The organism is Roseateles sp. So40a (assembly GCF_048081605.1).
In the GTDB taxonomy this organism is placed as follows: Bacteria; Pseudomonadota; Gammaproteobacteria; order Burkholderiales; family Burkholderiaceae_C; genus Roseateles.
The window spans coordinates 493,289-506,511 of the sequence record NZ_CP182288.1; the positions used below are offsets into that span (position 1 = coordinate 493,289).

The window sequence follows — 13,223 nt, forward strand, 5'->3', positions numbered from 1 at the left end:
GTCAGTAGCGCTTGTGGAAACCGAGGAGGAGCGCATCGAACTGGAACTCGAAGCGCCGATAGAGATTGAGGATCGGCACGTTGGCCGCCGAGATCAACGTGTGGGCTTCGCGGATGCCGCGCAGGCGGTTCAGTCGGAGCGCCTCCGCCCACAGGGGCACGCCCAGCAGCGCGTGGCTGCGCTTGACGCCCGTCAACACGAGGTCGGCGACCGTGTCGGTGGCGCGTTGCACGTGCAGTCCGATCACCTCGCCCTTGAGCCGATAGGTCAGGACCTCGTGCTGCTGGGCCACCAGGTCCAGCAGCCAGAGCCGGTAGCGCTTGGCCGCGTCCTCGGGCTGCACCCACGGATCCTCGTGGATGCGGCCGTGCAGGAAGTCCTCCGCGAGGATGTCCTGCAGCGCGGGATAGTCCTCCTCGCGCGCGGGCTCGAGCACGGGGCCCGGCCGGATCAGGCGATCGAAGGCCTCGGTCGACTGGATCCGGGTGTGACGGATGCGGTAGCTGGCCTCGGCGAAGTAGAAGCCGGCCTGATGCAGCGTCCGCTTGTCCTGCGCGGACGGCGTGAAGCGGCCGTAGGCGAAGCGCACGCCCTCCGCGGCCGCCCATTCATCGAATCGTGCAAGCAGCGACGCGAGGGTGGCGTCGTCTGCGCCTGCCGGATCCAGCAGGGTGATCTCCGCGCAAGGATGCCCGAAGACGCGCTCGTCCCAAGGGGTACGGCGGCATTCGAGCGCAGCGGTATCGACGGTGAAGCGGGGCATGTCAGGTCTCTGGAAAACCGGCGGATCAGTCAGCCGTTCGGCAGCAGGATGTTTCGGCTGAAGGTGGTGATGAGGTCCTGGCCGTCCCACACGGGCGCGAACGACAGGGCCTCGCCGAACTTGGCGAAGCGGTCGACGGCGCGAGCGGGCAGCGCCAGCGCCAGCTCGACCAGCTCTTCGCGCGGGAATCCGTGCACGGCCAGCGTCTGCTCCTTGTCCGAGAGCTGGGGCGCCAGGGCGGCCAGGCGCGGGAGCCGCGTTTCAAGGAACAGGCCGTTGCCGCAATGCAGCGTCTTGGCGGTCTCGTCCAGCGCGGCCTCCAGGCGCAGGCGCATCGGATGCGCGCCACGAAGCTCGCCGGCGACCGCGGGGCGGGCCAGCTTGGCGGCGGCGTACTCGAAGCTGGCCGCGACACGGGCCATGTTCATGGCCTCGGAGTTCTCCGGCTGCCGACGGGCCAGCTCGGCGTCCACAGCAGTCCAGAAGCGCGCGGCGGCGGCGTCGATGGCCGCTTCCTCGCCGACCCAGGCCACCAGCCTCGGTGACGAGCAGGCTTGCTGCGCGAACCAGAAAGCGTCGTTGTAGAAGCCCGCGGCCAAACGCGCCAGCGCGGCGTCGTCGGCTTCGAGCACCGCCGAGGCGCGAATCGCGCAGGCGGAGAAACGGTCCGGGAAACAGATCTCGGTGGCCGTGGGCCGGAGCGGAATCGCCCGCAGCGCCCGCACCGTGGCATCGCCGCCCCAGACCACGCGGATCAGGCACGACTCCGAGATCTGGCGAGTCAGTTGCTCATCGTGCGGATAGGTCAGCAGCACGATGCGGTCCCGCACCGGGATGCCGACGTCCTCGGCCAAGGTCTGCGCCAGCGCGCCGACCAGGAACTCCAGCGGCGCGCTCGCCTTCTGCGAGACGCGGACGAGGTTCACGTTGCCCGCGAGCAGCGACAACAGCCACGAGTACATGAACACCGAATCCACGTTGCTCGGCGCCAGGTGGAAGGCCAGGCCGCGGCCGAGCTTGAGCTGCTCCGGGGTCTCGAACGGGTACTTGCCGGCGAGGGTCTGCAGGTTGGCGCCGCGGAACCAATGGCCCAGCGCGGCGAGCTCCGGGTGCTGGCGGATGCCTGCCGAGGTCAGCAGCTTCTGCGAGAAGCGGCGCACGAAGGCCACCGCCCGCTCGTCGAAGGGGCGCCAGGCCGATTGCGCGCGCAAGGTGGACAGGACCTGCGCGATGGGCGCGCCTTCGGGGGCGCCGAGGATGTATCGGATATTCATGCCATGACTCGCGTGTCGCTGCAGCCGCGCATCTCCACCTGCTGCAGTCGGCCGTGGACGGAGAAATGGCTGCCGTGCCGGCCGCAAGGACAGTCGTCCCTGCCGTGCCGCGTGCCGACGTCCTCGGTCAGCAGCGAATGGCCCGGGTAGCTCAGCGGAATCGCGCTGAGCACCTGGATCACGCCTGGGGTTCCGTCCGCCACCGGCTGCAGCGTGTGGGGGTCGCGGATGATGATGTCGGCGTAGGCCGGGCTGTGGAGACGGCCGTGCTCGCATTCCATGAAGATCGAGCCGACCTGCTCCACCATGCCGTAATAGTTGTGCACGTGGTCGATGCCGAACTGCTCATGCAGCCGCGCCTTGAACTCGTTGTTGTCCACCTGCTGGTCCAGCAGCCGCTTCCAGCCGCCGCCGTGGATCAGCAGGCTGCCCTTGGGGAAGCGCAGGCGAACGCCTTGGCGCAACGCGCTCTGGTAGAGGCCCTGCCAGATGACGAAGGTGAAACCGAAGAGCAGGACGGGCGTGTCGGCGTGACGGTCGAGCCAGGCTTGCAGGCCCTGAACGTCCAGCGACAACGCGTCATCCAGGCAATGGAAATGGTCGCGACCATAGGTGGAAAAACCCAGGATCCCGGCCGCGCGCGCATTGAAGCGCTTGCGATCATTGAGCAGGCTGCTGGAGTCGACGATGACCATCGGCCAGCGCTTCTTCCCCAGGAACGACGCCATGATCGCGCTGAGCACCCGCGTCTGTCGGATCGAGGTCTCGCGGTCCAGATAGATGCGCGAGACCGCCTGGCCGGTCGTGCCGCTGGAGGTCAAGGTCTTGATGACGTCCTGCTCCGGCACGCTGCGCAACTCGGCGGTCTTGAACAGGCGCACCGGCAGATAGGGCACCTGATCCAGCGCGACGGCGTCGCCCTCGGCGAAAAGCCGTTCGACCATCGCCGCGTAGGGCGCGCCGCGCTCACGATGCCAGCGGGTGAGTTCGTTCATCGTGGACAGCAACGCGGGCCCCTTCACCGACTCGGGATAGTCGTAGGGGCGCGAGATGTCCAGAGGAAGCGCCGGTCCCTGGGCGGGGCCGGGAGGGAGCGTGTCGGAAGACGTCATTGACTGCTCAGCAACGGGCTGTAGTCCTTCTTGCCGGTGGGCAGGAGGGGCAGATGGTCCACAAGCCTCAGCTTGACCATCGAGTGGTGGATCATGAACTGATCGCGGAGGAAGGTCTTCGCGGCGTCGATCGCGGCGGCGTCGCCTGACTCGATCCAGACGACCAGGCCGTCGTCCTTGCCGCCGACGGACACCAGGCCGGGCAAGTGCGCCTGCAGCGCCTGCTCCACCTCGTCCAGGCCGATGCGGTTGCCGCTGATCTTGACGAATCGCTTCAGCCGGCCGGTGATGTAGAAGAACCCGTCCTCGTCGACGCGACCCAGGTCGCCGGTCGCGAGGCGGCCGCCGAGTTCGTCGCCCAGCGCCAGGTCGGCCGGATGCTGCGCATAGCCCAGCATCACGTTGGGGCCTTCATAGATCAGCTCGCCACTGTCCGGCGCGACGTCGAGTCGGCCGCCAGGGATGGCGATGCCGATCGAACCGATCTTCCCGGCCAGGCGCTCCGGCGGAACGAAGCTGATGCGCGCGGACGCCTCGGTCTGACCGTACATCACGAAGAAGCGCAGCCCGTTCGCCTCGGCGGCCTCGGCCACCAGCCGGGTCATCCGGTCGTCCAGCTTGCCGCCAGCCTGCGTGAGCGTGCGCAGCGCGGGCGCCGGGCGTTTGAAGAAGCCGGTCCGCGCCAGCATCTGGTACATCGAAGGCACGCCCGCCAGCGAGGTCACGCGATGGTCCTCCAGGCGCTGCAGGAATTCGCGGCTCATCACGCTGTCGTTGTTCAGCACCAGCGTGCCGCCGGCCGCGAGGTGGCTGTTGATCACCGACAGGCCGTACGAGTAGTTCATCGGCAGCGAGGTGATGGCGCGCTCGTCACCGGACAGGGTCAGATAGGCGGCAATCGAGCGCGCGTTCGCGTCCAACGCTTCTCGCGACAGGCGCACCAGCCGAGGGCTGCCCGTGCTGCCGGACGTGCTGAGCAGCAGCCCCAGTGCCGGATGCAGCACGGCGGCAGGCGTGCCGCGCGACGGCTGCGGCACCGGTCCGGTCGGGCCGGCGCGGCCGGCGATCCAGTCCGGCCCGTAGTGCGCCGCGAGCGCCTCGAGCTGGTCGGCCGGCATGTCGGCCGACAGCAGCAGCGGGACATGACCGCGGCGCAGGCAGGCCAGCAGCAAGGCGATGTCCTCGACGCGGTTGGCGCACAGCAGGAAGCCGAAACTGCGCGGGCCGAAGCCGGTCAGTTGCTCCTCGAGCGCACGCACGCGCTCGAGCAGCGCGGTCCGGTCGACCGCCGTGCCGTCGACGTCGACCAGCACCACGTCGCCCGGCGCATGAGCGGCCAACTCCCAGAAACTCATAGGCTCATCCCGCCGTCGATGCCGATCACCTGACCGGTGATATAGGCGGCGCGATCGGAGGCCAGGAAACGGACCAGATCGGCGACCTCGGCGGCACCGCCCATGCGGCCCATGCGAACACGGGCAAGGTTCTGCCGATGAACGTCTTCCTGGTGCTGGCGGTTGAGGTCGGTGTCGATGTAGCCCGGCGCGACGGCGTTGACGCGGATCTGCTGCGCCGCCAGTTCCTTCGCGGCGGCGAGCGTGGCCCCGATCAGGCCGGCCTTGGCGGCAGCGTAGGGGACCTGCCCCTCGAAGCCGAAGCGGCCGACGATCGACGACATGTTGACGATGGCGCCGCGGCCGTTGCGCGCCATCAGCTTTGCCGCGCCCTGCATGTGCAGGATGGCGGCGGCCAGGTTGACGTCCAGCGTGCGCGACAGCGCCTGCTGCGAGATCATCCCGAGCTTGGCCGGCTCCATCACGCCGGCATTGTTGACCAGCACGTCCAGGCGACGGCACTGCTTGAAGATGTCCTGGAAGGCCTTGCCGATGCTGTCGCTGTCGACCATGTCGTAGCCGAACACCAGCGCGCTGGCGGCCGCTTCCGGCGGAAGCGAGGCCAGCAGGCCGTCAAGCGATTCGCGCCGGCTGGCATGCAGCACCAGCCGGTAGCCATCTTCCGCCAGCGCGCTGGCGCAAGCTGCGCCGATGCCGCGGGAAGCTCCGGTGACGAAGGCGACGCGTTCCTGCATGGGGAAATCAGAGGTACTTGGCGACGATCTGCTTCGCCTTGGCGAAGCTGCTCATGTCGATCACGTCTTCGGCGTCGATCATGATGTCGAAGGATTCCTCGATGGCGGCGATCAGCGCCATGTGGGCCACCGAATCCCAGTTGGGAAACTCCGAGTAGGTGGTCGCGTCGGTGATCTGGTCCGGCGTGGTGCCGAGTGCGTCGGCGAAGGCGGTGCGGAGTTGGTCTTCCATGGAACTGCGGAGGTAAGAGGATTGAATGTCCGTCAAGGACGGTGGATCAGATCGTTTCGCGGCGTGCCCTGCGACGTGCAGCGACGACGACGATGATCATTGAGGCGAAGAGACCGGCCACGGCGCCACCGATCGCCGTCATCAGGCGACGAGGCTTGGACTTGCGATCGGGCGGCTGAGCGGGGTCGATCACCTGGATCAGCGTGCCTTCGCGGCTTTCGTCGGACTTCGCGAGCTCGAACTGCCGCGCGAAGATCTCGAACAGCGCTTCCTCGTACTTGTAGTCCCGATACTTGCTCACGTAGCCGTCGCCTTGCGGACGACCCGCGGTGGCATCTTCCAGCTTGGCCACCTGCGCCCCCAGCGCCTCGAGCGTCGCCTTGGCGCGCTGCACTTCCGGGGCGTTGTCCGCCAGCGAGGTGCGCATCGTGCGCAGGCGGATTTCCGCCGCGGTCTGTTCGGCCTTGAGCTTCGCGTAGCCCTCCGCCGCGGCCCGTGGCTCGGAACGCAGGTCCGCCGAGCTGAAGCCGCTGCCTTGCAGGGCTTGCTGAGCAAGCGTCAGTCGATCACGGGTCTGCTTGAGCTGTGTCTCGAAGAAGGCGCGGCGCTGAGACGCTTCGGTGAGCGCCAGGCTGCTCGTCATCCGGCGCAGTTCATCGATGTACCGATTGGCGATCGCCGCCGCGCGCTCGGGGTCGTGATCATCCACCTCGATGTAGATCATCCCGTCCTTCTTGCCGGTCTGGATGCGCACGCGGTCTTCCAGGGTCTTGCGGGCGGAGGAGCGCAGCTTCGCTTCGTACACGTCCATCAGCTTGAACTGATCGATGACGCGGTCGCTCACGGTCACGCTGGTCATCAGGGAGATGTACTGGTCGGCCGGACTCTTGATCGCGCCCGAATTGCCCGCCAGCGACGCCAGAGCGCCCAACGAGGCGAGTGCCGCGGCGGCATTGCTCTGCTGCTGCTGAGGCGGCAGGAAGGAGGCCTTGGCGGTGAAGGTCGGAGCGATCAGGAAGGTGGCGCCGAGGGTGAGGGCGCCAGCCACCACGGTCGAGACGGCCAGGGTGCGCCAGGACCTCACGAGCGGGGCCAGGAGGGCGCCGACCTCGTCGTCGTCCTGGACGGCGGCTGCGGGCGAGGTCATCGAGGAAATGCTGTTCAAGATGGGCTTTCCGGACGTCAGTTCTTGATGGTCTGCAGCGCGGCGATGCCCAGGCCGAAGTTGGCCAGGATCTGCGTCCAGTCCTTCGCGTCCTGGATGAACGTCGACTTGTTCATCTGCTCCGGCACGAAGACCGTGTCACCCGGCAGCGCCTGCAGTCCGGCCAGGTTGGAGCCATAGCCCAGCCAGCCGCTGCTCGTCTGACGCGCGCTCACGACCGTGCCGTTTGCGCGGATGACGAAGGCGCCGCTGGCATCGGCACCGCGGGTCGGGCCGCCGGCCAGCTTCATGACATCGTCCACCGAGGCGTTGTTCGAAAGCAGGAAGCTGCCCGCGTTGAACACGCTGCCGAAGACGCCCACCGTCGTGGGCCTCGCCGGGATCAGCAGGCGGTCGCCATCCTCCACGGTCAAGCTCGGCAGTTGACGGGTATCGGACTCGAGTTGCAACACCACGCGTCCGGTCGGACGCACGGCGCGCAGTCGCGCCACCAGGCGCTCGGAGCCGGCGGCGCGCTGGGCATTGCCCGCCGCTTCGTCGGCCGTCGTCGCGCGCTGCGTGCTGGCGTACTTGGTGAACTCCGTCTCCAGGTCGCGCAGGGCCCGTTCGTAGTTCTCCTGTTGGGACTGGCGAACGCTCTCGCGCGAGAAGTCGGTGCCGAAGACATACGCCTGCGAGGTCAGGCCGCCGGCCGCCGCGATGGCGTCCTGCAGCGTGCTCGTCGGCGGCAGCACGTATTCGCCGGGGCGGGCCACTTCGCCCTCCACCGTCACGCGCTTGAACTGCTTGCCCACCGGCAGCGCCGTGTTGACGCTGCTGAACGCACGGATCACGTCGCCATTGCTGGCGATCGTCTTCAACTGCGCGGGCAGCTGCAGCTCGCGCACGCGGCGGTCATTGCGGTCGCTCAGCTGCTCGATCGACACGCGCGAGCGGTCGGCCACGGCGCTGAAGCCGCCCGACATCGCCAGCACGTCGTCCAGCGTCTCGCCGGGCTTGAGCTCGAGGATGGACTGCTTGTTCACGCTGCCCAGCACCGCCACCTGCGGGCCGATCGGGCCGATGTGCAGCACGTCCTCCGCCTGCAGCGCGCGGTCGCTCGCCTTGTCGCCCTTGAGCAGCAGGTCATAGGCGTCGAAGGTGGAGACGACTTGGCCGTTGCGGCGCAATTCGATCTGGCGGAAGCTGCCCGCGGCGGACGGCCCGCCGGCGCGGATCAGGCCGTTGACGATGGTGGCCAGGCCGCTCACCGAGTACGCGCCCGGCTTCGAGGTGAAGCCGGTGACATAGATGCGGATCGTGCGCAGCTTGCCCAGCGAGGTGCTGACCTGGAAGTTCTTGAACACCTGGCCGATGCGCGCGCGCACGACCTCGTTGAGGTCGCCGTAACGCACGCCGGCGACCAGCACCGGGCCCACGCGCGGGATGGTCACCCGGCCGGCGCGGTCCACCGTCAGGCGCAGGTCGGCGTCGATCGATCCCCAGGCCGTCAGCTGGATCTCGTCACCGATGCCGATCAGATAGTCGGCAGAGGCCTGACGCGGGCCTTCGGTGTCGATGCCCATGCGGCCGTCGAGCATCAGGTCCGCGCCCAGCCGGCGCACGATGTTGTCCGCCGAGACCGAGGCCGATTTGCCCGCTGCGTTGGTCTGGGTCTGGCTCACCGCGTTCACGTCGACCGCGCTGATCTCCGAGCGACGCAGCTGTTCCAGCGTCCCGGGATCGGTCAGGTCGATGCCCAGCAGCTTGTTGACGTAGATCTCGAACTCGCCCGGCACGTACTTGGGCGCGCGGCTCATCGCGGCTTGCTGAGCTTGCTGAGCTTGCTGCGAGGCTGCGCTCGTGTCCTGCATCGCGCGCGTGGTCGAGTTCAGGCGGATCGGTCCGGAGATCTCGTTGCCGGACTCCGTCGAGCCTTGCCCGGTCGAACTCACCTGCGCGAAGGCCGGCAGCGCCATCAGGCAGGCCGTCAACAGCGCCAGCGCGGGCTTATGGAGAGGTCGGCGTGCGCGAGTCGTCGACACCGGCGAAAGGGCGCGTTGGGCGCGAAGTTCCATGCGTGATCTCGTCTCAGATGTACCTGGCCGCATCAGCGCCGCCTCGAAACAAGGCGTGACGGATCGACCAGCGCGGCATTCTATGGCAGCGCTGTGGCGCCAAAACCGCCATGAGCCCGAAGCCGATCGTTACACTGCCGCCCATGTTGTATTTGCTCATCCCGTTCGCGCTGGCGGCGGCGATCACCTTGTACGTCGTGCACTCGTCCACCGTGCACGGGCATCTGTCCGCCGACCACGACCTGTCCGGTCCGCAGAAGTTCCACGCGAGACCGGTGCCGCGCATCGGTGGCGTGGGCATCTTCATCGGGTTGGTGGGCATGGTCGCGCTGGCCTGGTTCCTCAAGCACCCCCAGGCCAAGACCGGCCTGCTGCTGCTGCTGGCTGGACTGCCAGCCTTCGGCGCCGGACTGATCGAGGACTTCACCAAGAAGGTCTCCCCGCGCGAGCGCCTGATCGCCACGGCGGTCTCCGCCGGGCTGGGCTGCTGGCTGCTGCAGGCCATGATCACCCGCACCGACATCCCCGGCCTGGACTTCATCGTCGGGACCACCGTCGGCGCCGTGCTGATCACGGTCTTCGTCGTGGCCGGCGTGGCCAACTCGGTCAACATCATCGACGGCTTCAACGGCCTGTCCTCGATGTGCGTGAGCCTCATGCTGCTGACCCTGGCTTACGTCTCCTACCAGGTCGGCGACACCGAACTCGCGCTCTGGGCCCTGGCCGGCGTGGGCGCGATCCTCGGCTTCTTCGTCTGGAACTACCCCGCGGGCCTGATCTTCCTGGGCGACGGCGGCGCGTACTTCATGGGCTTCTACCTGGCGGAGATCGGCATCCTGCTGATCCATCGCCACCCGCAGGTATCGCCGCTGTTCGCGCTGATGGTCTGCATCTACCCGGTCTTCGAGACCGTCTTCTCCATCTACCGCCGCCGCTTCCTGCGCAACACCAGCCCGGGCGACCCGGACGGCATCCATCTGCATTCGCTGATCTACCGCCGGTTGATGCGCTGGGCGATTGGCGCCCGCGACGCGCGCCAGATGACGCGCCGCAACTCGATGACCGCGCCCTACCTGTGGACGCTGTGCATCACCTCGCTGGCGCCGGCGCTGCTGTTCTGGGACTCCACGCCGATGATCGCGGCCTGCATGCTGTTGTTCGGGGTCGCCTACGTGGCGCTGTACTGGCGCATCGTGCGTTTCCGCACCCCGAAGTGGATGGTCTTCCGCGGCGACCAGCGCAAGCTGACCGACCGCTCGACCTCCTGACCCTCGCGACGCTCCGACGTCGCTTCCCGACACGCGCCGACGACCGCCTCCATGCGGTCCGGCACGCGTGCGATCCGTGGTTTCCCGGGGATTCCGGGGCCATGGAGGATAATCCGCGCCCATGACCGACACCACCCCGACGCCAAGCCCCCGTTTCGACACGCTGCCGCTGGACCAGAAGCTGCTGCGTGCCGTGGCCGACCAGGGCTACGCGACGATGACGCCCATCCAGGCCAAGGCGATCCCGATCGTCCTCGCCGGCCGCGATGTGATGGGCGCCGCCCAGACCGGCACCGGCAAGACCGCCGCGTTCTCGATCCCGCTGCTGCAGCGCATGCTCAAGCACGAGAACTCGTCGATGTCGCCTGCCCGGCATCCGGTGCGCGCGCTCGTGCTGGCCCCCACCCGTGAGCTGGCCGACCAGGTCGCCAACAACGTCAAGGCCTACGCCAAGCACACCAACCTGCGCGTGGCCTGTGTCTTCGGCGGCGTCGACATGAAGCCCCAGACGCTGCAGCTCAAGGGCGGCGTGGAGGTGCTGATCGCCACCCCGGGCCGTCTGCTGGACCACATCGAGGCCAAGAACGCGGTGCTCAACCACGTCGAGTACGTGGTGCTGGACGAGGCGGACCGGATGCTGGACATCGGCTTCCTGCCCGACCTGCAGCGCATCCTGAGCTACCTGCCCAAGACGCGTCAGACGCTGCTGTTCTCGGCGACCTTCTCGCCCGAGATCAAGAAGCTCGCGCAGAGCTACCTGCAGGAGCCCGAGCTGGTGGAGGTCGCGCGCCCGAACGCCACGGCGTCCACCGTCGAGCAGCGCTTCTTCAGCGTCGACGACGACGACAAGCGCGCCGCGATCAAGCAGCTGCTGCGCCAGCGCGAGATCAAGCAGTCGATCGTGTTCGTGAATTCCAAGCTGGGCGCCGCGCGCCTGGCCCGCGCCTTCGAGCGTGACGGCCTGAAGACCGCCGCGCTGCACGGCGACAAGTCGCAGGACGAGCGCCTGAAATCGCTGGACGCGTTCAAGCGCGGCGAGGTCGAGCTGCTGGTCGCCACCGACGTGGCCGCCCGCGGCCTGGACATCGCCGACCTGCCGGCCGTCTTCAACTTCGACGTGCCCTTCAACGCCGAGGACTACGTGCACCGCATCGGCCGGACCGGCCGCGCCGGCGCCTCGGGGCTGGCCTTCACGCTGGTCACCCGGGCCGATGCGCGCCTGGTCGGCGAGATCGAGAAGCTGATCAAGCGCAAGCTGGACCTGGAGCCGATCGAGATCGAGGGCGAGCGCCGCCGGTTCGATGGCGACCGTGGCGATCGTGGCCCGCGCGGCGAGCGCTCCGACCGGGGTGATCGTGGCGACCGTGGCGACCGTGGTGATCGCGGCGGCCGAGGCGAGGGCGAGGGCGGCGAGCGCCGCGAGTTCCGTCGCGAGCGCGAGGATCGTCGCGACGAGGCCTATGGCTCGCAGCCGCCGGCCCGCGCGCCGCAGCGCCAAGCCGCGTACGACCCGCTGTTCGACAAGCCCTACGAGGCCGGCGATCGCGCCGAGGTGCCGTCGTGGGAAAAGGGCACGGGCCAGACGCCGCGCGGCGGCCTGTCGTCCAACATCAAGCCCAAGAAGAAGGTGGCCGCGCTGTTCGGCGCCAAGAAGCCGCCGGTCACGGCCGACAGCGAATCCTGACCGCGGCACACGCGCCTGGCCCGGACTCCCTCGCCCGCGAAGCGGGAGAGGGTGGGGGTGAGGGCTCGTGCGAGGTCAGCGGATCCCGAGCAAGGCGAACACCGCCGGCACCTTGTCCGGCAGCGCCTTCGGCGCCTGGCGCCACTGCTCGACCGTGGCCGTGTGCGTCCACGCGTCCTTCAGGCTCAGCCCGCAGCTCACCGACAGCAGCGTGCCGGGCCTGAGCGCCCCCAGCAGCGCCTGCAGCAGCGCGCCGTTGCGATAGGGCGTCTCGATCATCAGCTGCGTCTGCTGCTCGCGCGCCGAGAAGTTCTCCAGCGCCTTGATCCGCGCGGTGCGTTCCGCGGCCTCCAGCGGCAGATAGCCGATGAACGCGAAGCTCTGCCCGTTCAGCCCGCTGGCGGCGAGCGCCATCAGCAGCGAGCTCGGCCCCGTCAGCGGCACGACCTGGACCTTGGCCGCGTGCGCCGCGGCGACCAGCTTGGCGCCGGGATCCGCGATCGCGGGCATGCCCGCCTCGGAGATCAGGCCGATGTCGTGTCCCGCCATCGCCGGGTCCAGCAGCGCCAGCCACTGCTTCTCCTCACTCGATGAACTGATCGCCGCCCCCGCGGCCGGGCCGCGGCCCTTGGGCGGGCGCGGCAGTTCCACGATGCGCTGCTCCTGCAGCGCGACCGCCAGCGGATGGATCGCGCCCACGCGCTTGAGGAAGGCCCGCGTGGTCTTGGCGTTCTCCGCCGCCCAATGCGTGATCGCCGCGGCGCGCGCGATCACGGCGTCGGGCAGGACCTCGCGCAGGTCGACCTCCTGGCCGTCCATGCCGAAGTCCAGGGTGTTGGGAACGAGGAAGAGGCGGCCGCGGGTCATCGGATGTCGGTGAAGTCAGAGAGGGGGAATGGGGTGGGGCGAGCGCGGGGAGGGCGCTCAGCCGAGCTGGCACAGCACGTCCAGCCCACCCTGGCGCAGCAGCTCGGCGGTGCGGATCAGCGGCAGGCCGATGAGCGCGGTCGGGTCATCGGACTCGATTGACGCGAGCAGCGCGATACCCAGGCCTTCGGCCTTGGCGCTGCCGGCGCAGTCATAGGGCTGCTCGGCGCGCAGGTAGCGCTCGATGTCGGCGTCGCTCAGATCGCGGAGGCGCACGCGCACGGGGGCAAGGTCTTCTGCGGCGAATCCGCTGGCCTGACACACGACCGCCAGCGCGGTCTGGAACACGACGGTGCGGCCGCGCATCGCCCGCAGCTGCTCGACGGCACGTTCATGCGTGCCGGGCTTGCCGATGGGCTGGCCGTCCAGGTCGGCGACCTGGTCCGAGCCGATCACCAGCGCCTGCGGGAAGCGGGCCGCCACAGCGCGCGCCTTGGCCATCGCCAAGCGGCGGGCGAGGGCCTCGGGGGTCTCGCCCGGATGCGGGGTCTCGTCGACGTCCGGGGCCGCGGTCTCGAACGGCAGGCGCAGGCGCTCCAGCAGCTCGCGCCGGTAGCGCGACGTGGAGCCCAGGATCAACGGACGGATCGCGGGGTCGGGCCGGGAAGGGGTGGTCATGGCGCGGGATTCTCCCATCGGGACGGAGGCGACT

General features: G+C 68.8%; 12 protein-coding genes. 2 read left to right on the plus strand and 10 right to left on the minus strand.

Annotated features, from left to right (window positions below; all coding sequences use genetic code 11):
• Position 1: 1 nt before the first annotated feature.
• From ACNI65_RS02255 to ACNI65_RS02290, 8 genes are read right to left on the minus strand one after another with little or no spacing between them, the layout of a single operon-like run.
• The gene (locus ACNI65_RS02255; RefSeq protein ID WP_416760925.1) at positions 2–763 is read right to left on the minus strand and encodes a hypothetical protein; all 762 of its coding nucleotides are present in this window, start codon (positions 761–763) and stop codon (positions 2–4) included.
• Positions 764–792: 29 nt separating this feature from the next.
• Positions 793–2,037, minus strand: a complete 1,245-nt coding sequence (locus ACNI65_RS02260) for an acyl-CoA reductase (RefSeq protein ID WP_416760926.1) — start codon at positions 2,035–2,037, stop codon at positions 793–795.
• The gene (locus ACNI65_RS02265) at positions 2,034–3,149 is read right to left on the minus strand and encodes an acyl-protein synthetase (RefSeq protein WP_416760927.1); all 1,116 of its coding nucleotides are present in this window, start codon (positions 3,147–3,149) and stop codon (positions 2,034–2,036) included. Before ACNI65_RS02265 ends, ACNI65_RS02260 begins: the two co-directional genes overlap by 4 nt.
• A complete protein-coding gene (locus tag ACNI65_RS02270; RefSeq protein WP_416760928.1) occupies positions 3,146–4,504 on the minus strand; it encodes an AMP-binding protein in 1,359 nt (452 codons plus the stop codon). Before ACNI65_RS02270 ends, ACNI65_RS02265 begins: the two co-directional genes overlap by 4 nt.
• On the minus strand, positions 4,501–5,238 hold the full coding sequence (locus ACNI65_RS02275; RefSeq protein WP_416760929.1) for an SDR family NAD(P)-dependent oxidoreductase: 738 nt from the start codon (positions 5,236–5,238) through the stop codon (positions 4,501–4,503). Before ACNI65_RS02275 ends, ACNI65_RS02270 begins: the two co-directional genes overlap by 4 nt.
• Before the next feature lie 7 nt (positions 5,239–5,245).
• Complete coding sequence (locus ACNI65_RS02280) at positions 5,246–5,470, minus strand: acyl carrier protein (protein WP_088386292.1); 225 nt, start codon at positions 5,468–5,470, stop codon at positions 5,246–5,248.
• 46 nt (positions 5,471–5,516) lie between these two features.
• Entirely contained in the window at positions 5,517–6,635 is a 1,119-nt protein-coding gene (locus ACNI65_RS02285) for a GumC family protein (RefSeq protein WP_416760930.1), read from the minus strand.
• A gap of 17 nt (positions 6,636–6,652) precedes the next feature.
• Positions 6,653–8,692, minus strand: coding sequence for an SLBB domain-containing protein (locus tag ACNI65_RS02290; RefSeq protein WP_416760932.1), 2,040 nt, complete (start codon positions 8,690–8,692; stop codon positions 6,653–6,655).
• A gap of 143 nt (positions 8,693–8,835) precedes the next feature.
• Between ACNI65_RS02290 and ACNI65_RS02295 the strand changes: the two genes are divergently transcribed.
• A complete protein-coding gene (locus ACNI65_RS02295; protein WP_416760933.1) occupies positions 8,836–9,960 on the plus strand; it encodes an MraY family glycosyltransferase in 1,125 nt (374 codons plus the stop codon).
• Between the two features lie 121 nt (positions 9,961–10,081).
• Positions 10,082–11,644 carry a DEAD/DEAH box helicase gene (locus ACNI65_RS02300; protein WP_416760934.1) on the plus strand — a complete coding sequence of 521 codons (1,563 nt, stop codon included), beginning with the start codon at positions 10,082–10,084 and terminating at the stop codon, positions 11,642–11,644.
• A gap of 75 nt (positions 11,645–11,719) precedes the next feature.
• Here the strand turns inward: ACNI65_RS02300 and ACNI65_RS02305 are convergent, their stop codons facing one another.
• Together ACNI65_RS02305 and ACNI65_RS02310 are read right to left on the minus strand one after the other, a co-directional pair.
• Complete coding sequence (locus ACNI65_RS02305) at positions 11,720–12,511, minus strand: SAM-dependent methyltransferase (protein WP_416760935.1); 792 nt, start codon at positions 12,509–12,511, stop codon at positions 11,720–11,722.
• Between the two features lie 57 nt (positions 12,512–12,568).
• Positions 12,569–13,189: a Maf family nucleotide pyrophosphatase gene (locus tag ACNI65_RS02310; protein WP_416760936.1), complete on the minus strand. Its 621-nt coding sequence runs from the start codon at positions 13,187–13,189 to the stop codon at positions 12,569–12,571.
• Between the last annotated feature and the right edge of the window lie 34 nt (positions 13,190–13,223).